The sequence below is a fragment of the Streptomyces sp. NRRL S-646 genome, from assembly GCF_000720765.1.
Taxonomy (GTDB): Bacteria; Actinomycetota; Actinomycetes; order Streptomycetales; family Streptomycetaceae; genus Streptomyces.
Genome location: NZ_JODC01000002.1, coordinates 95523 through 117351, shown reverse-complemented (window position 1 = coordinate 117351; position 21829 = coordinate 95523). Strand labels below are relative to the sequence as shown.

Annotated in this window: 22 protein-coding genes; 14 read left to right on the top strand and 8 right to left on the bottom strand. The window is 71.4% G+C overall.

The features are described 5' to 3' along the window. Positions 1 to 4: 4 nt before the first annotated feature. Both pqqA and IH68_RS0103115 read right to left on the bottom strand, forming a co-directional pair. Positions 5 to 145: a pyrroloquinoline quinone precursor peptide PqqA gene (gene pqqA / locus IH68_RS0103120; RefSeq protein WP_030927910.1), complete on the bottom strand. Its 141-nt coding sequence runs from the start codon at positions 143 to 145 to the stop codon at positions 5 to 7. A gap of 46 nt (positions 146 to 191) precedes the next feature. Continuing rightward, positions 192 to 1328 carry a PQQ-dependent sugar dehydrogenase gene (locus IH68_RS0103115; protein ID WP_030927907.1) on the bottom strand — a complete coding sequence of 379 codons (1137 nt, stop codon included), beginning with the start codon at positions 1326 to 1328 and terminating at the stop codon, positions 192 to 194. 1021 nt (positions 1329 to 2349) lie between these two features. On the opposite strand from IH68_RS0103115, the gene IH68_RS56230 reads away from it, so the two are divergent. Then, positions 2350 to 2565, top strand: a complete 216-nt coding sequence (locus tag IH68_RS56230; protein ID WP_159403633.1) for a hypothetical protein — start codon at positions 2350 to 2352, stop codon at positions 2563 to 2565. Here the strand turns inward: IH68_RS56230 and IH68_RS0103110 are convergent. After that, positions 2515 to 4896, bottom strand: a complete 2382-nt coding sequence (locus IH68_RS0103110; RefSeq protein ID WP_234341218.1) for a helix-turn-helix transcriptional regulator — start codon at positions 4894 to 4896, stop codon at positions 2515 to 2517. The two genes, IH68_RS56230 and IH68_RS0103110, sit on opposite strands and share 51 nt — an antisense overlap. A gap of 118 nt (positions 4897 to 5014) precedes the next feature. On the opposite strand from IH68_RS0103110, the gene IH68_RS0103105 reads away from it, so the two are divergent. Both IH68_RS0103105 and IH68_RS0103100 read left to right on the top strand, forming a co-directional pair. Continuing rightward, positions 5015 to 5701: an esterase/lipase family protein gene (locus IH68_RS0103105; RefSeq protein WP_030927901.1), complete on the top strand. Its 687-nt coding sequence runs from the start codon at positions 5015 to 5017 to the stop codon at positions 5699 to 5701. Between the two features lie 79 nt (positions 5702 to 5780). After that, positions 5781 to 6476: a class I SAM-dependent methyltransferase gene (locus tag IH68_RS0103100; RefSeq protein WP_030927898.1), complete on the top strand. Its 696-nt coding sequence runs from the start codon at positions 5781 to 5783 to the stop codon at positions 6474 to 6476. Between the two features lie 9 nt (positions 6477 to 6485). Here IH68_RS0103100 and IH68_RS0103095 read toward each other — a convergent pair whose 3' ends face one another. After that, positions 6486 to 6860 (bottom strand): hypothetical protein, encoded by a 375-nt coding sequence (locus IH68_RS0103095; RefSeq protein WP_030927895.1) that lies wholly within the window; start codon positions 6858 to 6860, stop codon positions 6486 to 6488. Positions 6861 to 6864: 4 nt separating this feature from the next. Continuing rightward, a complete protein-coding gene (locus IH68_RS0103090; RefSeq protein WP_030927892.1) occupies positions 6865 to 7104 on the bottom strand; it encodes a hypothetical protein in 240 nt (79 codons plus the stop codon). Between the two features lie 198 nt (positions 7105 to 7302). On the opposite strand from IH68_RS0103090, the gene IH68_RS0103085 reads away from it, so the two are divergent. The 9 genes from IH68_RS0103085 (at position 7303) to mug (ending at position 17679) form a co-directional block, all read left to right on the top strand. After that, on the top strand, positions 7303 to 8148 hold the full coding sequence (locus tag IH68_RS0103085) for an ABC transporter ATP-binding protein (RefSeq protein ID WP_030927889.1): 846 nt from the start codon (positions 7303 to 7305) through the stop codon (positions 8146 to 8148). A gap of 4 nt (positions 8149 to 8152) precedes the next feature. After that, on the top strand, positions 8153 to 10720 hold the full coding sequence (locus IH68_RS0103080; protein WP_030927886.1) for an ABC transporter permease: 2568 nt from the start codon (positions 8153 to 8155) through the stop codon (positions 10718 to 10720). A 46-nt stretch (positions 10721 to 10766) separates the two neighbouring features. Beyond that, positions 10767 to 11645 carry an LLM class F420-dependent oxidoreductase gene (locus tag IH68_RS0103075; protein ID WP_030927883.1) on the top strand — a complete coding sequence of 293 codons (879 nt, stop codon included), beginning with the start codon at positions 10767 to 10769 and terminating at the stop codon, positions 11643 to 11645. Positions 11646 to 11705: 60 nt separating this feature from the next. Beyond that, on the top strand, positions 11706 to 12131 hold the full coding sequence (locus IH68_RS0103070) for a GNAT family N-acetyltransferase (protein WP_030927881.1): 426 nt from the start codon (positions 11706 to 11708) through the stop codon (positions 12129 to 12131). 168 nt (positions 12132 to 12299) lie between these two features. Beyond that, complete coding sequence (locus tag IH68_RS0103065; protein ID WP_030927867.1) at positions 12300 to 13646, top strand: hemolysin family protein; 1347 nt, start codon at positions 12300 to 12302, stop codon at positions 13644 to 13646. Beyond that, positions 13643 to 14656, top strand: a complete 1014-nt coding sequence (locus IH68_RS0103060) for a hemolysin family protein (RefSeq protein ID WP_030927864.1) — start codon at positions 13643 to 13645, stop codon at positions 14654 to 14656. Before IH68_RS0103065 ends, IH68_RS0103060 begins: the two co-directional genes overlap by 4 nt. Before the next feature lie 67 nt (positions 14657 to 14723). Continuing rightward, positions 14724 to 15506 (top strand): SGNH/GDSL hydrolase family protein, encoded by a 783-nt coding sequence (locus IH68_RS0103055; RefSeq protein WP_030927862.1) that lies wholly within the window; start codon positions 14724 to 14726, stop codon positions 15504 to 15506. 182 nt (positions 15507 to 15688) lie between these two features. Continuing rightward, complete coding sequence (purB, locus tag IH68_RS0103050; protein WP_030927860.1) at positions 15689 to 17131, top strand: adenylosuccinate lyase; 1443 nt, start codon at positions 15689 to 15691, stop codon at positions 17129 to 17131. Next, positions 17128 to 17679, top strand: a complete 552-nt coding sequence (gene mug / locus IH68_RS0103045; RefSeq protein WP_078912287.1) for a G/U mismatch-specific DNA glycosylase — start codon at positions 17128 to 17130, stop codon at positions 17677 to 17679. Before purB ends, mug begins: the two co-directional genes overlap by 4 nt. On the opposite strand, the gene IH68_RS0103040 is transcribed toward mug, so the two are convergent. The 3 genes from IH68_RS0103040 to IH68_RS0103030 are packed head-to-tail and all read right to left on the bottom strand — an operon-like array spanning position 17657 to position 19757. Next, positions 17657 to 18070 carry a hypothetical protein gene (locus tag IH68_RS0103040; protein WP_030927856.1) on the bottom strand — a complete coding sequence of 138 codons (414 nt, stop codon included), beginning with the start codon at positions 18068 to 18070 and terminating at the stop codon, positions 17657 to 17659. The two genes, mug and IH68_RS0103040, sit on opposite strands and share 23 nt — an antisense overlap. A gap of 41 nt (positions 18071 to 18111) precedes the next feature. Further along, on the bottom strand, positions 18112 to 18834 hold the full coding sequence (locus IH68_RS0103035; RefSeq protein ID WP_030927854.1) for an ABC transporter permease subunit: 723 nt from the start codon (positions 18832 to 18834) through the stop codon (positions 18112 to 18114). A gap of 2 nt (positions 18835 to 18836) precedes the next feature. Then, complete coding sequence (locus IH68_RS0103030) at positions 18837 to 19757, bottom strand: ABC transporter ATP-binding protein (protein WP_030927852.1); 921 nt, start codon at positions 19755 to 19757, stop codon at positions 18837 to 18839. A 108-nt stretch (positions 19758 to 19865) separates the two neighbouring features. Here IH68_RS0103030 and IH68_RS0103025 point away from each other — a divergent pair, with 108 nt between their 5' ends. Beyond that, positions 19866 to 21023: a sensor histidine kinase gene (locus IH68_RS0103025; protein ID WP_030927850.1), complete on the top strand. Its 1158-nt coding sequence runs from the start codon at positions 19866 to 19868 to the stop codon at positions 21021 to 21023. Between the two features lie 14 nt (positions 21024 to 21037). Next, on the top strand, positions 21038 to 21700 hold the full coding sequence (locus IH68_RS0103020; RefSeq protein ID WP_030927848.1) for a response regulator transcription factor: 663 nt from the start codon (positions 21038 to 21040) through the stop codon (positions 21698 to 21700). Positions 21701 to 21829: the final 129 nt, after the last annotated feature.

Genomic DNA, 21829 nt, shown 5'->3' with positions numbered 1-21829 from the left:
TCGGCTAGCGGGAGCTGAGGGAGTAGGCGGTGACCTCGAGCGCGGTGTCGACGACCTCGTAGCCGGGCGTCTGCCAGGTGGCCCCGTCCGTCTCCTGCGAGGCGATCTGCTCGACCGGCTTGAGCTGCTCCGTGGCTTCGTTCATGGGTGGTACGTCCTCTCCGGTGGGATTTCGGTGTGTGCAGGGGGGGTCACTTGAGGGAGACGCGGAGGATCTTGTCCTTGCCGTATCCGAGATCGCTGGTGCCCACCCAGAGTTCGTCCGCGCCGGGCACCTTGGCAATGGCGCGCAGGCGACCGAACCGGCCGGGGTAGAAGTCGACCGGCGTGCCGGTGAACTCGCTGTCCCCGTCGATCGGGATGCGCCACAGCCGCTTGCCGCGCAGTGACGTCACGTAGATGACGTTGTCCACGATGGCGAGTTGGGCGGGCACGCCCCACTCCGGGTGGAACACGACCCTCGGGGTGGTCATGCCCTTGACGTCGCAGCCGCCCTCACAGGCGGGAAAGCCGTAATTGGCGCCCGGCTTGATCAGGTTGACCTCGTCCCAGGTCTGATCGCCGACCTCCGTCTCCCACAGCCGGCCGTTGCGGTCCCAGGCCAGGCCCTCCGGGTTGCGGTGGCCGTAACTGTAGACGCGGGTGCCGAAGGGGTTGCCGGGGGCCGCGGCGCCGGTCCTGGTGATGCGGAGGATCTTTCCGTTGAGTGACTTCTTGTCCTGCGCGAGCTTCGGCTGGTAGGCGTCGCCGGTGGAGACGTAGAGGTAGCCGTCGGGGCCGAAGGCGATCTGGCCGCCGTTGTGGTTGCCGACCCGCTTGATTCCGCCGAGCACCAGCTTGTAGTTCGAGAGCGACCTGCCGTCGTAGTCCATTCTGACGACCTGGGTCCGGGTCCTCGTGGTGTGCACGAAGAACACCTGCTTGTCGGTCGTGCCGTTCCAGGTCGGGGAGGGAGCGACACCCAACAGGCCGCCGGGGCCGTCGTCATAGGGTTCGGGGACCGTGTTCGGCACCTCGCCGACCAGTGTCCTGCTCCCGTCTCGGTCGAGGCGGTAGACCTGGTAGGTGAGCCGCTCGGTGACCAGCGCCGAGCGTCCGTCCGGCATGAACTTGATCTCCCAGGGCGTCTGCCATCCCGTGGAGAGCGTGCTGACGTCGTCCGTCGGAGCACCTCCGTCCGCGGCGGCAGCCGTGACCGCGAAGGTGGACGGCGCCGCGGCGGCGGGCGCCGACTGCGGCAGACCGGCCGCCAGCAGGGCGGCGGCAGCGGCGAGCGAGCCCAGAACGATCCGGGATGGACGCCGCACTGCGCGGCCTGGGTCTGTCATGTCGACGCCCTTCGTCGTTCCTCGAGTGAACCGTCGTGACGCGGCGTGTCCACACGCTCGCGAAGGGCAGCGTATTTCGCGGAGATAGCTACAGCCTGTATTGAAATCATGACAATTGACCCGGTATCCGCCATTCGGATGAACCTTCGACACTCGGGCCGCGGGTGCGGCGGAGGGCACGACTGCGGGACGGGCGGGCCGGCGCGGAGCGGCCCACCGTGCGGCCGGTCGGGGCAAGTCACCTACAGGGCATGGGACTTGCCGGTGAGCACGCTGGGCAAGGGTGCCTTCCACGACGCTGCGTGCCCGGCCGTGGAAGGAGCGCAATGCCTCCCCTTCGCCCAACTCGCCGTGTCCTGCTGGCCGGTGGCCTCGGAACACTTGCCGCCCGCACCGCACCATCCCCTGCCGCGGTCGCCGCGCCCGGGCAGGCACCTTCGCCGGCCGCCGGCTCCATTCCTCTCCACCTCGCCGGGCCGACCGGACCCGACCTGTCCAGCGGCAAAGGTGTACGGCCACGCGATGCTGCCATGGCTGCCGGGGGCGCCGAGCGTGCGCTGAAGGCGCGCACTGCGGGGGCACGCTGGACGCCTTCGCGCTGCCCGCGACGGACTCCGCGCCGGCCCGGGGCGGAGGTGGAGTTCCCCGACGGCCGCGTGGTGCTCTCCCGGCCCGGCGGCGACGACGACGTCAGGCGCAGAGCGGTCGCGGTGCGCGCCGCCGACCTGCGTTTCGTGCTGGACTGCCTGGCCGTGCGGAACAGGGGCGGCAATCCCGACGCGGGGCGGCGCGGCGGCAGCGGCCGTCATGGACCTGGATTCGCGGGTGCGGGCCGGTGTCGACCTGGACGGCGCCTTGTACGGGCCGGCCCGTCAGCGCGGGCTCGACCGGCCGTTCCTGCCGATGGACACGGCGGTCCACGACAGCCTGAACAAGGACGAGTCCCCGGGGTGTTCTGGGAGAACCTGCCCGGCTGGCGGCGCTGTCTGCGGCTCGCCCCGGGCTGCCCCTGCGGGTCTGCATGATCCCAGCCGGCGCGGCGGTGGCGGGCGTACGGGCGACCGTGCGGGCCTTCCTCGACGTCCACCTGCGCGGCGGCCGCCCCGAGACCTCGCATGTCCTGACGGGCGCTTCACCGCGCCATCCGGACATCCGCTGCGTCGCCGGTCGAGCGCCCGGCACCATGTCATTGCGCATGTCCGCCGTCGCCGAGCAGCCGTACCAGGTCGATCCGTGAGCGGATGTCCAACCGGCTGAACACGCCACGCAGATGGTGGTCGATCGTACGGGGGCTCAGGGCGAGGCGGGCGGCGATCTCGCGGTTGGTGGCGCCGTCGGCGGCCATCCGGGCGATCAGCAGCTGCTGGGCCGTCAGGCGCGTGACGGGGTCGTCGCTGCGGGCGGGGGCGGGGGCGGCCGGAGCGCCCAGCGCGCGGAGTTCGGCGCGGGCCTGCGTCGCGCAGTGCGGAGCACCGAAGTACTCGAACGCCTCCACGGCGCTGTACAGCCGGTCGCGGGCCTCCGTGCGGCGGCGCAGCCGGCGCAGCGCGCTGCCGAACAGCAGCTCCGTGCGGGCACGTTCGAAGTCGCGGTCGCCCCGCGCGTGCAGGTCGAGTGCCGTGCGGTAGTGCTCGACGGCCTCGGCGCCGGGCGCGAGCAGGGCGCGGCAGCGCGCACTGAGGGCCAGGTCGTCGGCGCTGCGCACGGCACTCGCCCAGCGGTGGTAGTCGGCGTGTGCCGCCCGGGCGACGCGGGTGTCGCCGGTCCGTACGGCGGCCTCGACGTAGTGCGGGGTGGCCAGGTGGCGGATGGCGCGATGGCCGTGGCCCGGGCCGAAGCCGGCGAGGGCGCGCAGCCGGGCCGCAGCTCCCGCGAAGCGGCCTTCGGCGAGGTCGAGGAAGGCGAGCGCCCACTGGGCGAGCGCGGCGGGCAGGCCGAGGCCACGGGCGAGGGCGTAGGACCGTGCGGTTGCGGCACGTTCGCGGCAGGTGGCTGCGTCGCCGGTGACCGCCGCGAACATGGCGAGGGCGGCCTGCAGATGGCAGGCTCCGTTGTCCTGTCCGGTGGCGTACGCCTGCCGCAGGGCGTCCGTGGCGGTGGCCGCGCCGGCCTGCGGGCGCCCGGTCCAGAAGTCGGCGTAGGCGCGGAACTCCAGCGCCTGTGCCACGGTGGCGGTCGCGCCCCGCGCCCGGGCCGAGGCGGCCGCCCGGACGGTGGCGGTGGCGGCCCGGGTGTGGTCACCGAGCATCAACGCGGCGATACCGGCGTGCACCAGCAGCGTGGGGTCGCCTCCCGGCCCGCACCGCCCGGCCGCCGCCTCCAGCAGTCCTCTCGCATCCTCGTACCGCCCCTCAAAAGCGGCGACGAGCCCGCCCAACGTGCCGGGCACCCCGATCCCCAGCCGCCCCGCCAGCACGGCAGCCTCCCGGCAGCGACGCAGGTCACCGGTGTAGATGGCGGCTTCGGTGGCGCGGGCGAGGAGGTGGGGAGCGGGCGCGGAGGCCGCCGGGGCCGCGGTGGCTCGGGCAGAGGCGCCAGGGACCGGACGACCGCGAACGGCTCCCGCGCCGCCCGGTGCTTCTGAAGGGCCCGGCACTCCCCCGCCCTCCCGGTCCCGCAAGCCGTTACCCGCACCAGCGCCTCGCAGCTCCCGCCGAGCGCGTACGGAACCATTCCCTCCCGTTGGGGAACTCCCCTGAACGTCCTCCCTGTCACCTCCCTGAACAACCGCCGTCAGCAACGCGTCGAAGGCCTCCGTCGCGTTCCCCGCGCGGAGTGCGAACAGGCCCGTCAGTCCGTCGTCAGGGGTGGCAGTGGCCGCCAGTCGGCGGGCGCGGTCCGCGTCGCCCGAGTGCCAGGCGGCCGTGGCGGCGCGGGCCCGGAGGCGGGACTGCTCGGACGGGGTGGGGCTGAGGGTGGCGGCGCGTTCCAACAGGGCTCGGGCCAGGGTGAGTTGGCCCGCGGCGCGGGCCTGTTCCGCTGCGGTGCGCAGTTCCGCCGCCAGGCGGGCGCTCGGGCCGAGGGCGCCCGCGCCCCGGTGCCAGGAGCGGCGGGGTGTTTCACCGGCGCCGTGCAGGACGCGCGCCAGCAGGCGGTGGACGTCGCGGCGGTCCGCCGGGGAACCCGTCTCGTACGCCGCGATCCTCGTCCAGGCGTCCCGGAAGACCACGCCGCCCGCTCCCGACTGCGCGATCCCGGCCGCCTCGGCGGCTTCCAGCGGGCGGGTGCCCAGGCCGACGGCCGCGACGGCGCGCAGGAAGGCGTGGGTGGCGACCGGGTACTGGTCCGCCGCCGCGAGCAGCAGGAGCAGGCGGGTGTCGTCCGGGAGGGCCTGGATCTCCGCGCGGTGCGCACGCAGCAGGCCGGGGGCGAGCGCGGACGGTTCCGTGGGGAGCGGGTCGAGGCCCGCCGACTGACGCTCGGTCAGCAGCGGTACGAGTTCGGCGGCGGCGCGCGGATCACCGTAGACGGCGTGCAGGACCCGTACGCGGACGCCCTCGGGAAGCCCGGACGTCGTGCGCTGCGGTGGCGAAGTGCGGTCGAGAGGAGGGGGGTTCACCGGAGTCACCACTCAACTGACGTTACTGGCGAGTTAATTGAACCGTAAAGACCGGCGATTTCGCCGATGCGTCGCGCGTAGACCCGAGCCGACACTCCTGGCGACCCCACCCGTGTCAGGAGGCACCATGCAGCGCCACAAGCGTCGTATCGCCACGGCATTCTCGGCCGTGGTCGCATCGCTCCTGCTGTCCCTCTCCCTCTCCGCCGCCCCCGCTCAGGCGGCGACCCACAACCCGATCGTGTTCGTGCACGGCCTGAGCAGCGACTCGAGCAGCTGGAACGACTGGGTCGCGGACTTCGAGGCGGACGGCTACTCGTCCTCCGAGCTGTACGCGTGGTCGTACGACTGGGGGCAGTCCAACGCCACCACCGCGCAGCAGCTGGCCACCGAGATCAAGAACGTGCTGGCGAAGACCGGTGCGTCCAAGGTCGACATCGTCGCTCACTCGATGGGTGTGCTCAGCTCCCGTTACTACCTGAAGAACCTCGGCGGAACCTCGTACGTCGACGACTTCGTCTCGGTCGCCGGCGTGAACCACGGCACGTCCGTCGCCTCGTGGTGCGCATGGCTGTACACGTCCTGCAAGGAGATGCAGATCGGCAGTTCGTATCTGACCGCCCTGAACTCGGGCGACGAGACACCGGGCGCCGTGTCCTACGCGAGCTACTGGTCGGACTGCGACGACGCGGTCGTCCCGAACAGCTCGGCACTCCTGAACGGCGCGACCAACGTCGACGCCGGCTGTATCTCGCACACCGACATGAACAACGACCACGGTGTGTACGAGCAGGTGCGCGGCTTCGTCTCGTGAGCCGCGTCTGAACCGGCGGGGTGCGCGGGGCCCGTACGGGGGAGAATTGCGGTAGGCCCGTCCTGTCGAGGAGGTCCTCATGCCGCTACGGTCCCCGGGCGCCACGAAGGTGGCGCGGGATCCCGTGCACCATCCGCTGTTCGCCCGCTACTACGCCCGGATCAGCGTGACTGCCGAGACCCGGCTGGGAATGGGCGGCGTCCGCGACCGGCTCCTGTCCGGACTGTCCGGGCGGGTGATCGAGATCGGCGCGGGCAACGGACTGAACTTCGCGCACTATCCACGCACCGTCTCGGAGGTCGTGGCGATCGAACCGGAGCGCCGGCTGCGGCAGTTGGCCCTCGACGCCGCACGCCGCTGCGAGCTGCCCGTGGATGTCGCGCCGGGCGCCGCGGAGGCACTGCCCGTCAAGAGCGAGGCCTTCGACGCTGCGGTGATCTCGCTGGTGCTGTGCAGTGTGCGGGACGTGCCGCGCGCGCTCGCGGAGATACGGCGGGTGCTGCGGCCCGGCGGCGTCGTGCGGTTCTTCGAGCACGGCCGGGGCGGCGGCCCGGCGATGACCTTCACCCAGCGCGCCCTGGACCGCACGCTGTGGCCGCCCCTCAACGGCGGCTGCCATCTGGCCCGCGACCCGGTCGCCGCGCTGCGCGAGGCCGGGTTCGAGCTCGGGCCCTACCGGCGGCTGCTGATGCCCGCGACGGGGCCGAGGCTGCCCACCTCGTACTGCGTGCTGGGCACGGCGTGGCGGCCGGATCCCGGCGGGACCGCCACCTGAACGCCCTGCTCACATGGTCCAGCTGCGCAGCTCCGCCGCGATGTCGTACACCGTGGCATTGCCCTTCTTGACCAGGCGGGCCAGGTCGCGCACCTGCACCGGCGAAGTGGTGACCCTGAGGCCGCTGGCGACGAGGTAGGCGTATGCGACGGCCGAGGCGAAGAGGGCGTTCGAGCGCTCCAATGCGGGAATGTGGATGAGGAGCTGGAGCAGAGCCGCCGCGCGTACGTGCGGGTCGTCGTAGACGGGGACGTCGAATATCTCGGCCTCGTGGCGCGCTACGGCCGCGACGAGGGCACCCCAGTCGGTGACCTGGGGGTCTCCGGGGGTCTTCTGTTCGGCGAGCATGAGAAGCCAGGCGAGATCGATGCTGAGGTTGCTCAAGGGATCAGCGGCGACCTTCGCGCGTGCCCTCGTCCTCGCCGGCGAACTCCTCGGCGAAGACCGCCTCGTACTGCTTCATGAAGTCGGCGGCGGCCTCGACGAACGTCTGGCCGACCTCCCCGGTGTCCTGTCTCACGAGTTCCTCGATGTAGCGGTTGACGCTCATGCCGCGGGCCAGAGCGCGCTCGCGAGCGGCACGGGCCGTGCCCTCGTCCACTCTCACGTTCAGCTGGGTCTTCGCCATACTTCAAAGCTAGCGCTGAAGCGCTAGCACGACAAGAGCTCCTCCCACGGGTGGAGCGTGTCCCTTACATCGGAATCAGGGACCCGACCTGCGGTGGAGACCACCCGCGACCTTCGGCGGATATCCGATGTGGGCGGGATCACACTACTCTCGGCCGGGACGAAGGAGTCGACACTCCGAGCGAGCGAGGAGGCAGCGTTGTCCACAGCAACTGCGGGGCACGCCCTGGGCCATGCGTCGGCCGACGGGATCGCGGCCCGCGCCCGCGGTCTGACCAAGGCGTACGGCTCGGGCGAGACGACCGTACTGGCCCTGGACTCGGTGGACGTGGACATCGCGCGCGGCCGCTTCACCGCGGTGATGGGGCCGTCGGGGTCCGGGAAGTCCACGTTGATGCACTGCCTGGCGGGGCTCGATTCGGTGTCGGCCGGACAGGTGTGGCTCGGCGACACCGAGATCACGGGGCTGAAGGAGCGCGAGCTGACCCGGCTGCGCCGGGACCGGATCGGGTTCATGTTCCAGTCCTTCAACCTCATCCCGACACTGAACGCCGCCGAGAACATCACCCTGCCCATGGACATCGCGGGCAAGAAGCCCGACGAGAAGTGGCTGGACCAGGTCATCGACACCCTCGGGCTGCGTGACCGCCTCAAGCACCGGCCCTCCCAGCTGTCCGGCGGCCAGCAGCAGCGGGTGGCGTGTGCACGGGCGCTGGCCTCCCGGCCCGAGCTGATCTTCGCGGACGAGCCGACCGGCAACCTCGACTCGCGGGCCGGCCTGGAGGTGCTCGCCTTCCTGCGCGAGGCCGTCGACAACCTCGGCCAGACCGTCGTCATGGTCACCCACGACCCGGGCGCCGCCGCCCACTCCGACCTGGTGCTCTTCCTCGGCGACGGACGGATCGTCGACGAGATGGAACGGCCGACGGCTCAGGCCGTGCTGGAACGAATGCGCCTTTTTACTGGGGGAAACCCCCAGACCCCCGGATTCGACGTGATCCGCAGCCAGTTCGACGAGAGCGCTGCTCCCGCCGAGGAGGACTGACACCGTGCTCAAGGCGACACTCCGCAGCTTCCTCGCCCACAAGGGGCGGCTGCTGCTCTCCGCGCTGGCGATCATCCTGTCCGTGGCGTTCGTCGCGGGCAGCCTGATCTTCTCCGACACGGTCACCCGCACCTTCGACCGGCTCTTCCACTCCACCTCGGCCGATGTGACCGTGGAGCCGAAACAGGACCTCAAGTCCCAGGTGCCGACGGGGGCGGCCGAGACCGTGCCCGCCTCGCTCGCGGCACGGGTGGCGAAGGTCGACGGGGTCGCCTCGACCCACGCGGATGTCAGCGTCCAGAACATCACGGTCGTCGACAGCAGGAACAAGTCGGTCGGCCCCACCACCGGGGCGCCCACCATCGCCTCCGACTGGTATCTCACCGACCGCAGCCCCGTGAAACTGACCTCGGGCCACGCCCCGCAGGGCGGCGGCGAGGCGCTCCTGGACGCCGACACCGCCGACAAGAAGCACGTGAAGATCGGCGACGCCCTGACCGTGCTCGCCCAGCCGGGCACCTTCAAGGTCAGGGTCGTCGGTATCGCGACCTTCACCACGACCAACCCGGGCGCTGCCCTGGTCTTCCTCGACCCGAAGACGGCGGCGGCCCAGCTGCTCGGCTCGGCGGACAAGGCCACCAGCATCCAGGCAGACGCGGCCAAGGGCGTGAGCGACGCCCAGCTGAAGAGCCGTGTCGCCGCAGTGGTCGACACCGGCACCTACGACGTGAAGACCGCCGACGAGCAGGCCAAGTCGGCCGCCTCGGACCTCGGCGGCTTCCTCGACGTCATCAAGTACGTGATGCTCGGCTTCGCCGGGATCGCCGTCCTGGTCGGCATCTTCCTCATCGTCAACACCTTCTCCATGCTGATCGCCCAGCGCACCCGCGAGCTGGGCCTGCTCAGGGCCCTGGGTGCCGACCGGCGGCAGGTGCGGCGGTCCGTGCTCATCGAGGCGATCCTGCTCGGCCTGGTCGGCTCGACGCTGGGCCTGGCGGCGGGCATCGGGCTCGCGGCCGGGCTGATCAAGCTGATGAGTGTGTTCGGGATGAACCTCAAGACCACGGAGATGGTCGTGGGGTGGGGAACTCCCGTGGCGGCGTACGTCGTCGGGGTCGGCGTCACCTTCGTGGCGGCCTATCTGCCGGCCCGGCGCGCGGCGGGCGTCTCGCCGATGGCCGCGCTCGCGGATGCCGAGATCGCCGACATCGGCAAGCCGCTCAGGGTGCGTGCGATCGTCGGCTCGGTCGTGGGAGCCCTCGGCGCGGCGGCCCTCGTCGGCTGCGCCACGGCGACGAAGACGGCATCGTCGGCCTCGCTGCTGGGCCTCGGCGTGGTCCTGACGCTGATCGCGACCGTCATCGCCGGCCCGCTCCTGGTCCGGCCGGTGATCCGGGTCCTCGGCGGCGCCTTCCCGGCTCTCTTCGGCTCGATCGGCCGCATGAGCCAGCGCAACGCACTGCGCAACCCCCGCCGCACCGGCGCCACCGCGGCCGCCCTCATGGTGGGCCTCGCCCTGGTCGGTGGCATGTCCGTGGCCAGTGCCTCCATGTCGAAGTCCTTCGACCAGCAGATCGACAAGACGCTGGGCGCCGACTTCATCGTCCAGAACACCAACTTCGTGCCCTTCAACAAGGAGGTCACCGACAAGGTGCGCTCCACACCGGGCGTCGGCCTCGTCGTACGGCAGCGGTTCGCGCCGGTCGCCGTACGCCTCCCGGACGGCAAGCGCATCGAGACGACGGCCGCGGGCTACGACGACGGAGTCGACAATGTCGCACATGTGACCTACGCGGCCGGGAACACGGCGGCGGCGCTGGCGGGCGGCAGCATCGGCATGGACGTCAAGTTCGCGAAGAAGCACGACGTCAGGATCGGCAGCACGATCCCCGTCGAGTTCCCGGCCGGCCGGAGCACCGAGCTGAAGGTCGGCGCCCTCACCGACCAGGACCAGGCCGAGGGCTTCGGCATGCAGGGCGGGCTGTTCTTCGGGATCGCGACGGTCGAGAAGTACGTGCCCGGCGGGCAGGACTCCGCGCTGTACGTCAACAAGGCCTCCGGCACGAGCGCCGACCAGCTGCGCAAGAACCTGGAGCACACGCTCAAGCCGTATCCGCAGGTCCAGGCCCGCGACCAGGCCGACTACAAGAAGCTGGTGCACGACCAGATCGCCGTGCTGCTCTACCTCGTGTACGCGCTGCTGGGGCTGGCGATCATCATCGCGGTGCTCGGCGTCGTCAACACCCTCGCCCTGTCGGTGGTGGAGCGGACCCGGGAGATCGGGCTGCTGCGGGCCATCGGGCTCGCCCGGCGACAGCTGCGCCGGATGATCCGGCTGGAGTCGGTGGTGATCGCGGTGTTCGGCGCAGTGCTCGGGCTCGCGCTCGGACTGGTGTGGGGCGTGTGCACCCAGCAGGTGCTGGCGCTGCAGGGGATGAAGGCGCTCGCGATCCCGTGGACCACGATCGTCGCGGTGGTGATCGGCTCCGCGGTGGTGGGCATCGTGGCTGCACTGCTGCCCGCGTTGCGTGCATCCCGCATGAATGTGCTGGCGGCCATCGCGCACGAGTGATGGAATCGCGGCACCGGCTCAAGTCCCGTATCGGTGAGGAGAGTTCATGCCGCGTCCGTTCCGTTTCGGTGTCAACCTGCTCGACCCCGCCCCCGCCGAGGAGTGGCAGGCCAAGTGCCGCCGGGCCGAGGAACTCGGCTACGACGTGATCCAGGTCCCCGACCACCTCGGCATGGTCGCGCCGTTCCCGGCGCTGGTCGCCGCGGCCGCGGTCACCGAACGGCCGCGGCTGGGCACGGCCGTGCTCAACGCAGGCTTCTGGAACCCCACGCTGCTCGCCCGCGAGGTGGCCACCACGGACACCCTGACCCGCGGCCGCCTCGAACTCGGCCTTGGCACCGGCTACATACAGGCCGAACACGACACGGCCGGGCTGCCCTTCGGCTCTCCGCGCGAGCGCGTGGACCATCTGCAGCGCACGATCGAGGAGTTGGGCCGGCTGCTCGGATCCGACGACCTCCGCCACTCACAACGGGTTCCGCTGATGATCGGCGGCAACAGCGAGCGGACGCTGAGGCTCACCGCCGAGCATGCGGACATCGCGGCGTTCACGGGTGCGCGCCTGGTGCCGGGCAGCACCACGGGACAGCTGCTGCCCGTCGGGGCCGGGGAACTCGAGGAGAGCGTGGCGCGCTACCGGCGGCTGGCCGAGGGCCGCAAGGAGCCGGCCGAACTGAACCTGCTCATCCAACAGGTGATCGTGACCGGCGATCGCGCCGCCGCGGTCCGGCCGCTGGTGGAGCGAGTGCCCGGAGCGACGGTGGAGGGGGCCCTGGAGCTGCCGATTCTGCTCGTCGGCAGCGTGGACGAGATCGTCGCCCAGGTGCTGGCCCAGCGCGAGCGGTACGGATTTACGTATCTGACGGTCCTGGAGCCGTGCATGGAGGCGTTCGCGCCGGTCGTCGCGGAGCTGGGCGGGCACTGACCGTCCGTCCGGATGCTGGAATTCCGGGTCCGGGACGGGCGTGCGTGCTGGGATCTCCGTATGACCGATCTGCAGATACGGGCCGCGACGGCCGCGGACCTCGACAGCGTCCTCGCCTTCTGGAAGGTGGCCGCCGAGGGCACGAGCATCAGCGACGACCGGGACGGCGTGCAGCGACTGGTCGCCCGCGATCCCGAGGCACTGATCCTGGCCGAACGGGGCGGCGAACTCGTCGGCACGGTGATCGCCGGCTTCGACGGCTGGCGCTGCCATCTGTACCGGTTGGCGGTGCACCCGGACCGCCGCCGCCAGGGCATCGGCTCGGCGCTGCTGGCCGCGGCCGAGGAACGGTTCGTACGGCTCGGGGGACGGCGTGGCGACGCGATGGTGCTGGTGCGCAACGAGACCGGGCAGCATGCCTGGCGGGCGGCCGGGTACACGCCCGAGGAGCACTGGCGGCGCTGGGTGAAGCACCTCACACCCTGACCGCCTTTGCCGGTCCTTTACTATTGGAGGACGGCATCCGGATCCGTTCCGGCCCTCCGATGAAAGGTGTGAGCGTCCGCCCATGGGCGAGCCTCCCAGTAGTGCGCGCAGTGCACGACATCGCGCGTTCCTCCCGCCCCTGTCCGACGATGGGACGGAGGTGACCCGATGACCGAAGTGCTCCTCCTGCTGGTGGCGATCCTGCTGTCGCTCGCCTGCGGCGCCTTCGTCGCGGCCGAGTTCTCGCTGACCACGGTCGAGCGCGCCGAGCTCGAACGGGCCGTGGAGCGCGGCGAGCGGGGCGCGGCGGGCGCCCTCAAGGCCGTCCGCAGCCTGACGTTCCAGCTCTCCGGCGCGCAGCTCGGCATCACCGTCACCAACCTCGTCGTCGGCATGCTCGCCGAACCGTCGATCGCCAAGCTGATCGCGGGCCCGCTGGAGGCACTGGGCATCTCCAGTTCGGCGGCGAGTTCCCTCGCCCTGGTGCTCGGTACGGCCCTGTCGACCGTCTTCCTGATGGTCGTCGGCGAGCTGGTCCCCAAGAACTGGGCGATCTCCTCGCCGCTGGCCGTGGCCAAGCGGGTGGGGAACGCGCAGCGCCTGTTCAGCGCGGCCTTCCGCCCCTTCATCAGCCATCTCAACAACACGGCGAACCGCGCGGTGCGCCGCTTCGGCCTGGAACCCACCGAGGAGCTGGCCTCGGCGCGCGGCCCCAAGGAGCTGGCCGCGCTGGCCCGGCACTCCGCCAAGGAGGGCGCCCTGGAGGCGGACACCGCGGAGCTGTTCGTACGAACCCTGAACCTCGCCGACCTGACCGCGGAGAACGTGATGACGCCCCGTGTCCAGGTCATCGCCCTCGAAGTCCAGGCCACCTGCGAGGACGTGGCGAACGCGACCCGGGCGACCGGGCTGTCCCGCTTCCCGGTCTACCGCGGCAACCTCGACTCGGTCGTGGGCACCGCGCACATCAAGGACGTCCTGGCGATACCTGCCGACCGGCGCACCCACACCCGCGTCTCCGAACTGATGCGTGAGCCGCTCCTCGTCCCCGAGACCCTGACCGTCGACCGGCTGCTGGACCGGCTGTCCGGCAAGCGCACCATGGCCGTCGTCATCGACGAGTACGGCGGCACCGCGGGCGTGGCCACCCTGGAGGACATCGTCGAGGAGGTCGTCGGTGAGGTGCGGGACGAGCACGACCCGCACGAGACGCCCGACCTGGCCCCCGCGGGCAGCGACGACGCGGGCCGCGCGCTGTTCTCGGCCGACGGCTCGGCGCGGGTGGACCAGCTCGTGCGCGTCGGCCTCAGGGCGCCGGAGGGGCCGTACGAGACGCTGGCCGGCCTCGTCGCGACGGAGCTCGGCCACATCCCGGCCGTGGGCGACTTCGTCGAGGTCACCGGATGGCGGCTCGACGTGGTGGACGCCTCCGGGCGCAGGGCCGCACGGGTGCTGATGCACGCACCACTCGACGACACGGTGGACGGGACGACGAACCGGGAGGGCACGAAGTGACCGCCGTACAGCTGCTGATCGGCCTTGCGACCCTCGTCGTCAACGCCTTCTTCGTCGGCGCCGAGTTCGCGCTGATCTCCGTACGGCGTTCGCAGATCGAGCCGCATGCCGAGGACGGCGACCGGCGGGCCAAGAGCGTGCTGTGGGGCCTTGAGCACGTGTCCGCGCTGATGGCGGCCGCGCAGCTCGGCATCACGCTGTGCACGCTGGTCCTGGGTGTGGTCGCGGAACCGGCCATCGCGCATCTGCTGGAGCCGGTGTTCCACGCCGTGGGCGTGCCCGAGTCCGCGGGGCACGCGGTGTCCTTCGTGATCGCGCTGACCCTGGCGACGTATCTGCACATGCTGCTCGGCGAGATGGTGCCGAAGAACATCGCGCTCGCGGAGCCGGTGCGCAGCGCGCTGCTGCTCGGGCCGCCGCTGGTAGCCCTGGCGCGGGCACTGCGCCCGGTGATCTTCGCGATCAACGCCTTCGCCAACACCCTCCTGAAGCTGCTGCGGGTGGAGACCAAGGACGAGGTCGCGGCCACCTTCTCGGACGCCGAGCTGGCCCGGATCGTGCGGGACTCGGGCGAGGCGGGACTGATCGACGACCGCGCGCTGGAGCGGCTGCACGACGCGCTGGAACTGGGGCGCCGTCCGGTGCGCGACGTGGTGCTCCCGCTGGAACGCATCGTCTACGCGCGCGTGGGCGTCACCCCGGAGGAGCTGGAGCGGCTCTCGGCCCAGTCGGGCTTCTCCCGTTTCCCGGTGGTGGACGAGGGCCGTCGCATCGTCGGCTATCTGCACGTCAAGGACGCGCTGGACGCCTCACCGCGGGATGTGCCGTTCCGGGTGCGGGACATGCGTCCCATTGCCCGGGTGCGGGAAGGCACACCGCTGGACGACGTGCTCACGGCCATGCGCGGCAGCCGTACACACCTGGCGGCCGTGCTCGGCGGTGACGGCCGGCTGGCCGGTCTTGTGACCATGGAGGACGTGCTGCAGGAGCTGTTCGGGCAGCGGACCTGAGCCGCCCGACGAAGGAGCAGGGCCGACCGACCGGCGGGTATGGAACCGGGATACCATCTCTTCCGCCATGCAGAAGAACCCCATACACACCAGTCTGGTCGCGGTCGGCGACTCCTTCACCGAAGGCATGTCGGACCTGCTGCCGGACGGCTCCTACCGAGGCTGGGCCGATCTCCTCGCCGCGCGGATGGCCGCCGTCAACCCCGGGTTCCGGTACGCCAACCTCGCGGTGCGCGGCAAGCTGATCGGGCAGATCGTCGACGAGCAGGTCGACGTGGCCGCCGCCATGCAACCCGACGTGATCACGCTGGTGGGCGGCCTCAACGACACCCTGCGGCCCAAGTGCGACATGGGGCGGGTACGGGACCTGCTCACCGAGGCCGTGGAGCGGCTGGCCCCGGCCTGCAAGCAGCTGGTGCTGATGCGCAGCCCCGGCCGCCAGGGACCGGTCCTGGAGCGCTTCCGACCGCGCATGGAGGAGCTCTTCGCCACCGTCGACGAGCTCGCCGCACAGCACGGCGCGGTGGTCGTCGACCTGTACGGGGCCCCGTCGCTCTCCGACCCGCGCCTGTGGGACGTGGACCGGCTGCACCTCACGGCGGAGGGGCACCGCCGGGTCGCCGAGGCCGTCTGGCAGACGCTCGGCTACGACGCCGAGGACACCGAGTGGCGCACACCGCCCGCGGTGACGCCGCCTCCGGGGTGGGCCAGCCGACGGGTGGCGGACGTCCGCTTCGCCCGGCAGCACCTGCTGCCGTGGATCGGCCGCCGGCTGACGGGCCGCTCCTCCGGGGACGGCCGACCGGCCAAGCGGCCGGAACTGCTGCCGTACGAGGGCCCAGCGACGTAAGGGTTTCGCCCCCGCCGCCCCTTCCCGTCCCGACCCGGGGGCTGGCCCCCGGGTCGGGACGGGAAGGGGCGGCGGGGGCGAGGACATTCCGGCCGAATTCCCGGGGTGACGCAGGTCTCGTAGGTTCCGCCGAACGCACCCGTGGCGCTGGCCTGCACGAATCGCCAGTAGAATCCGTCTACGTGACTTCTGCGCCCGCCAAGCCCCGCATCCCGAACGTCCTCGCCGGACGCTACGCCTCCGCCGAGCTCGCCACGCTCTGGTCGCCCGAGCAGAAGGTGAAGCTGGAGCGGCAGCTCTGGCTCGCCGTGCTGCGGGCCCAGAAGGACCTCGGCATCGAGGTGCCGGACGCGGCGATCGCCGACTACGAGCGTGTCCTCGACACCGTCGACCTGGCCTCGATCGCCGAACGCGAGAAGGTCACGCGGCACGACGTGAAGGCGCGGATCGAGGAGTTCAACGACCTCGCCGGGCACGAGCACGTGCACAAGGGCATGACCTCCCGCGACCTCACCGAGAACGTCGAACAGCTGCAGATCCGGCTCTCCCTGGAGCTGATGCGCGACCGCACGGTGGCGGTCCTGGCGCGCCTGGGCAAGCTGGCGGGCGAGTACGGCGAGCTGGTCATGGCCGGCCGCTCCCACAACGTGGCGGCGCAGGCCACCACCCTCGGCAAGCGCTTCGCGACCGCCGCCGACGAGCTGCTCGTCGCGTACGGGCGGGTCGAGGAGCTCCTTGGCCGCTACCCGCTGCGCGGTATCAAGGGCCCGGTCGGCACGGCGCAGGACATGCTGGACCTGCTGGGCGGCGACGCGGGCAAGCTGGCCGATCTGGAGAACCGGATCGCCGGGCACCTGGGCTTCGCGCAGGCCTTCACGTCCGTCGGCCAGGTCTATCCGCGCTCCCTCGACTACGAGGTCGTGACCGCTCTGGTGCAGCTGGCGGCGGCGCCGTCCTCGCTGGCCAAGACGATCCGGCTGATGGCCGGGCACGAGCTGGTGACCGAGGGCTTCAAGCCGGGTCAGGTCGGCTCCTCGGCGATGCCGCACAAGATGAACACCCGGTCCTGCGAGCGCGTCAACGGCCTGATGGTCATCCTGCGCGGCTACGCGTCGATGACCGGCGAGCTGGCCGGCGACCAGTGGAACGAGGGCGACGTGTCCTGCTCGGTGGTACGCCGGGTCGCGCTGCCGGACGCGTTCTTCGCGCTGGACGGTCTGCTGGAGACGTTTCTGACGGTGCTGGACGAGTTCGGGGCGTTCCCGGCGGTCGTGGCCCGTGAGCTGGACCGCTACCTTCCCTTCCTCGCCACGACCAAGGTGCTGATGGGCGCGGTGCGCGCGGGTGTCGGCCGTGAGCTGGCGCACGAGGCCATCAAGGAGAACGCCGTCGCGTCCGCCCTGGCGATGCGCGAGCAGGGCGCCGAGCGCAACGAGCTCCTCGACAAGCTCGCCGCCGACGAGCGCATCCCGCTCGACCGCGCCGGGCTCGACGCGCTGATGGCCGACAAGCTGTCCTTCACCGGTGCCGCCGCCGACCAGGTCGCCGCGGTCGTCGCCCGCGTCGAGGAGATCGTCAAGCAGCACCCGGAGGCCGCGGGCTACACGCCGGGGGCGATCCTCTGACCCGCTTCACGGCGGCGGAACTGGAGGCCGCCCGCGACCGCCTCGTCCCGGACGTGGTCGCGGACGGCCTTTTTGTGCTCTTTTGCGGCATCAATCCCGGCCTGATGACGGCGGCTACGGGACATCACTTCGCCCGCCCCGGCAACCGCTTCTGGCCGGTGCTGCACCGGTCGGGTTTCACCCCGCGGCTCATGAAGTCGTCGGAGCAGAGCGAGTTGCTGTCGTACGGGCTGGGCATCACGAACGTCGTGGCCAGGGCAACGGCGCGGGCCGACGAGCTCGGCTCGGAGGAATACCGCGAGGGCGGACGGCTGCTGGCACTGAAGGTGGCACGGCTGCGGCCGCGCTGGCTGGCGGTGGTGGGAGTCACCGCGTACCGGGCGGCGTTCGACGACCGCAGGGCCCAGGTGGGGCCGCAGGAGCGGACGTTCGGGGAGACGCGGGTGTGGGTGCTGCCGAATCCCAGCGGGCTGAATGCGCACTGGACGGTGGAGACGATGGCCGAGGAGTTCGGGCGGTTGCGGGTCAGGGCGGGGCTATCTCAGTGACCATGAGGAGGAGTTCCGGCTCCTCCTCGGTGTTGCGGTCGGCGACAGCCAGGTTGACCCAGCGTCCTGTGCCGGTCGCTGCCCAGGTACGCAGGTCGTCGGCGCGAGTGCTGAACATGTCCCAGGGCTCGGGTATGTCCTCTCCCCGACTGCGCCGCTCCTGGAGCGTCACACCGCCCCAACGTGACCCCTCTCCCCATCTCTCCTCGTACCGCTGCACCAAGGCGGCCTCGTGGGCGTACAAATCGTCGGCACTCGGCCAGGAACCAGTCCCTAAGGGGGCTATGAAGTAGCCGGGTCCCCCCGTGGCGAACCGCAGCCTGCTGTGCTCCGCCGGAAAGTCCTCGGTGCACAGCAGGTCGGTCAGAGCCAGGTCCTTCGCGATGTCCATGTGATCCAGTAAAGCGTCTGGCACTGACAATTGGTGAGGTGTCAGGCGTCCCGACGCCTGATGCTCCACGCCCCCGCCAGCAGCGCGGCCGCCGCCCACAGCCCCGTCACCCCAAGCCCGGTCCACGGCCCGAGGGGGCCGTCCCACGTCTCGTGGAACACCACCTGCCCGGCCCGGTCCGGCAGGACGTCCGCCACGGAGCCGGACATGTCCCCGATGACGAAGGAGACGATGAGCAGGAACGGGATCAGGATGCTCAGCGTGGCGACGCCACTGCGCAGCACGGCCGTCAGTCCCGCCGCGAGCAACGCCATCAGCGTCAGATAGACGGCGCAGCCGATGACTGCGCGCGCTTCCTCGCCCCAGGTCAGCCCGTTCGCCTTCGTCCCGAGAACCGCCTTGCCGACAGCGAGGCTCACACCTCCCGTCACCAGACCGACCCCCAGCACGGGGACGGCGATCGCCACCGTCTTGGCGAGGAACCACCGGCCGCGCCGCGGCACCGCGGCCAGCGTGACGCGCAGGGCGCCGCCCCGGAACTCGGACGACACGGCGGTCGTGCCGAACGCGATCGCCGCGATCTGCCCGAAACCGACGCCGAAGAACACCGAGAACAGTGGGTCGAAGGCCGCTCCTTCGGTGTCGGCTCCGGCGAGTGCCGAGAACGCGCTGGTGGCGAGCAGGACGGCTGCCAGACCGCCGACGAGCGAGCGCAGCGTACGGATCTTGAGCCACTCCGAGTGGAGTACGGGGGTGAATTCCATGATCAGGCCTCCTGGTGCTGTGCGGTGAACTCGGTCTCTGCGCCGGTCAGATCCAGATAGGCCTGCTCCAACGTTCCTTCCTCCGCCGCCAGTTCAAGGAGCGGCACCCCCGCGGCGGAGGCGAGGCGTCCGATGTCGTCCACGCGTGCGTGGTTGACGATCCAGTGCCCGTTCTCGTGCTCGACGGCGTCGTGTCCGTGCCGGGCGAGCGTGCTCTTGAGCGCCGTGGGGTCCGTCGTCCGGATCCGCACGCGCGGCTGCACGCGCGCGTCGATGAACTCCCGCATCGGGGTGTCGGCCAGCAGGCGTCCGCGTCCCAGGACGACGAGGTGGTCGGCGAAGGACGCGGTCTCGTTCATGAGGTGGCTGGAGACCAGGACCGTACGGCCCTCACCCGCGAGCCGGCGCAGCAACGCGCGGATCCAGATGATGCCTTCGGGGTCCAGGCCGTTGGAGGGTTCGTCGAGCATGACCACCTCGGGCTCGCCCAGCAGCGCGGCGGCGATGCCCAGCCTCTGGCGCATGCCGAGGGAGTACGTCTTCACACGGCGCCGCGCCACCGGTGCGAGCCCGGTCTCCGCGAGCACCTCGTCGACCCGGCGCTGCGGGATGCGGTTGCTCGCCGCCAGCGTGCGCAGGTGGTCGCAGCCGGTACGGGAGCCGTGCGCGGCCTGCGCGTCGAGCAGGGCGCCGACGTGCCGCAGGGGTTCGTGCAGTGCGGCATAGGGGCGGGCGCCGATCGTGGCGGAGCCGGAGGTGGGCCGGTCGAGGCCGAGGACGAGCCGCATGGTGGTGGACTTTCCGGCGCCGTTGGGGCCGAGGAAGCCGGTGACCCGACCGGGGCGGACGCTGAACGTCAGGTCGTCCACGGCGCGCCTGCTGCCGTACTCCTTGGTGAGGTTCTGGACGTCGATGCTGGTCATGGCAGCAGCGTCGCCGCTCGGGCGGGGTGATCGCCTCCCCCGCCGGTGGAGAGCGGCTCCCCCGCGCGGGGGAGGTCCGTTGTCAGTGGCGGCTGGCACGATGACGAAATGGCCCGCCTTCTGCGCCCGTTGCTCCGGGGGACGACGTACACACGCCTGCTGCACCTGTGGGTGCCGATGCTCGTCGTCAGCGTGTGGCTGTTCATCGACATGTCGACGCCCTGGATACCCGCGGCCGTCCTCGTCCCGGTCGGGCTCATTCCTGCCGTGCGGATGGGCGAGGGTGTGCAGGCGCGGCTGCTGCTGACGCCGGGCGAGCAGGATTCGGGGATCTCCGTGAACCCGTCCGCGACATGGCGGGACCGGCTGCGCACCGTGTTGTGGCTCGAGGTGCGGATGGGCCTGGGCGCGGTGGCGATGGCGAGCTGCGTCTGGCTGCCGGCCCTGGTCTACGAGCTGGTCCGCATCGCGCTCGGCCACGTACCGGACGACGCCGTCCCCCTGTTGAGCGAGGCTCAACCACACTGGGTGTACGCCCTGTTGGTGCCGTTGCCGCTCCTCGCGCTCTACGGCGCCGTGGTCGGCCTCGGCGAGCTGGTCACCGCCGTGGCGCGCCGGCTCCTCGGCCCGTCGGCGGCCGAGCGTCTCGCGGCCCTGGAGGAGCGCACGGATCAGCTCCTGGAGCGCAACCGCATCGCCCGCGAGCTGCACGACTCCATCGGCCATGCCCTGACGGTGGCGGTCGTACAGGCGGGCGCGGCCCGCGCGGCGGGCGACCCGGAGTTCACCGACCGGGCCCTGAGTGCCATCGAGGACACCGGGCGGGCCGCGCTGGAGGACCTGGAGCGGGTGCTGGGCGTGCTGCGCGAGGCGGACCGGCCGGTGAGCAGCCGTCCGAAGCTGGCCGAGGCGGACCGTCTCCTGGAATCCGCGCGCACGTCCGGGGCGAAGATCGACATGGAGGTGTCCGGTCCGCTGGCGTCGATACCCGGCCCGGTCTCCCGGGAGGGCTATCGCATCCTCCAGGAGGCCCTGACCAATGTGCTGCGGCACGCGGGGTCCGTCCCCGTGCGCGTCCGTGTGGAGGTCACGGGCAGCAGGCTCGCCCTGGAAGTGCGCAATCCGCTGACCGCCGGCATACCGGGGCCGGGGCGGGGCAGCGGGCTGCGCGGCATACGTGAGCGCGCGGCACTGCTCGGCGGCCGCGCGCGGACCGGCCCCGACGAGGGCGACTGGCAGGTACATGTGGAGCTGCCGTTGAGTTGATCTACGCTTGCCGGATGCCGGTGACCGTTCTCCTCGTCGACGACGAGCCCCTCGTACGCGCCGGTCTGCGGGCCGTGCTGGAGGCACAGCCCGACATCGAGGTCGTCGGGGAGGCGGCCGACGGGGCGGCGGTGATCCCCCTGGTGCGGCAGCTGCGACCCGACGTGGTCGCCATGGACGTACGGATGCCGCTGATGGACGGCATCGAGGCCACGCGCGCGGTGCTGCGGACGGTCGACGAGCCGCCGAAGATCCTCGTGGTGACGACGTTCGAGAACGACGAGTACGTGTACGAGGCGCTTCGGGCCGGCGCCGACGGGTTCCTGCTGAAGCGGGCCCGCCCGTCCGAGATCGTGCACGCGGTGCGCCTGGTCGCCGAGGGCGAGTCGCTGCTGTTCCCGGCGTCCGTGCGACAGCTGGCCGCCGCATACGGCGACGGCGACGGAAACAGAGCGGCCCGCGCCGCGATGGAACGAGCCCGCCTGACCGAGCGGGAGGCCGAGGTGCTGCGCCTGATGGCCCGGGGCCTGTCGAACGCAGAGATCGCCGCCCGGCTGATCGTCGGCACGGAGACAGTGAAGTCGCACGTCAGCGCTGTCCTGGCAAAGCTGGGAGCACGGGACCGCACCCAGGCCGTGATCACGGCGTACGAATCTGGCTTCGTGGCGCCAGGCTGACCAGCCAAGGGCCAGCGCCCCGAAGGGGCGCGGGGAACTGCGCGACCAGCCACAACGGCGCAGCAGACAAATCACAACCCATCGCGGCCCAACCCAGCGGAGCGACCTGTACGATCCGGCCAACACGCG

Excerpts from the sequence above, each read along its gene's own strand:
- pqqA (WP_030927910.1), bottom strand. The coding sequence starts at position 145 with ATGAACGAAGCCACGGAGCAGCTCAAGCCGGTCGAGCAGATCGCCTCG.
- IH68_RS0103115 (WP_030927907.1), bottom strand. The coding sequence starts at position 1,328 with ATGACAGACCCAGGCCGCGCAGTGCGGCGTCCATCCCGGATCGTTCTG.
- IH68_RS56230 (WP_159403633.1), top strand. The coding sequence starts at position 2,350 with ATGATCCCAGCCGGCGCGGCGGTGGCGGGCGTACGGGCGACCGTGCGG.
- IH68_RS0103105 (WP_030927901.1), top strand. The coding sequence starts at position 5,015 with ATGCAGCGCCACAAGCGTCGTATCGCCACGGCATTCTCGGCCGTGGTC.
- IH68_RS0103100 (WP_030927898.1), top strand. The coding sequence starts at position 5,781 with ATGCCGCTACGGTCCCCGGGCGCCACGAAGGTGGCGCGGGATCCCGTG.
- IH68_RS0103090 (WP_030927892.1), bottom strand. The coding sequence starts at position 7,104 with ATGGCGAAGACCCAGCTGAACGTGAGAGTGGACGAGGGCACGGCCCGT.
- IH68_RS0103075 (WP_030927883.1), top strand. The coding sequence starts at position 10,767 with ATGCCGCGTCCGTTCCGTTTCGGTGTCAACCTGCTCGACCCCGCCCCC.
- IH68_RS0103070 (WP_030927881.1), top strand. The coding sequence starts at position 11,706 with ATGACCGATCTGCAGATACGGGCCGCGACGGCCGCGGACCTCGACAGC.
- IH68_RS0103065 (WP_030927867.1), top strand. The coding sequence starts at position 12,300 with ATGACCGAAGTGCTCCTCCTGCTGGTGGCGATCCTGCTGTCGCTCGCC.
- IH68_RS0103055 (WP_030927862.1), top strand. The coding sequence starts at position 14,724 with ATGCAGAAGAACCCCATACACACCAGTCTGGTCGCGGTCGGCGACTCC.
- IH68_RS0103040 (WP_030927856.1), bottom strand. The coding sequence starts at position 18,070 with ATGGACATCGCGAAGGACCTGGCTCTGACCGACCTGCTGTGCACCGAG.
- IH68_RS0103035 (WP_030927854.1), bottom strand. The coding sequence starts at position 18,834 with ATGGAATTCACCCCCGTACTCCACTCGGAGTGGCTCAAGATCCGTACG.
- IH68_RS0103030 (WP_030927852.1), bottom strand. The coding sequence starts at position 19,757 with ATGACCAGCATCGACGTCCAGAACCTCACCAAGGAGTACGGCAGCAGG.
- IH68_RS0103025 (WP_030927850.1), top strand. The coding sequence starts at position 19,866 with ATGGCCCGCCTTCTGCGCCCGTTGCTCCGGGGGACGACGTACACACGC.
- IH68_RS0103020 (WP_030927848.1), top strand. The coding sequence starts at position 21,038 with ATGCCGGTGACCGTTCTCCTCGTCGACGACGAGCCCCTCGTACGCGCC.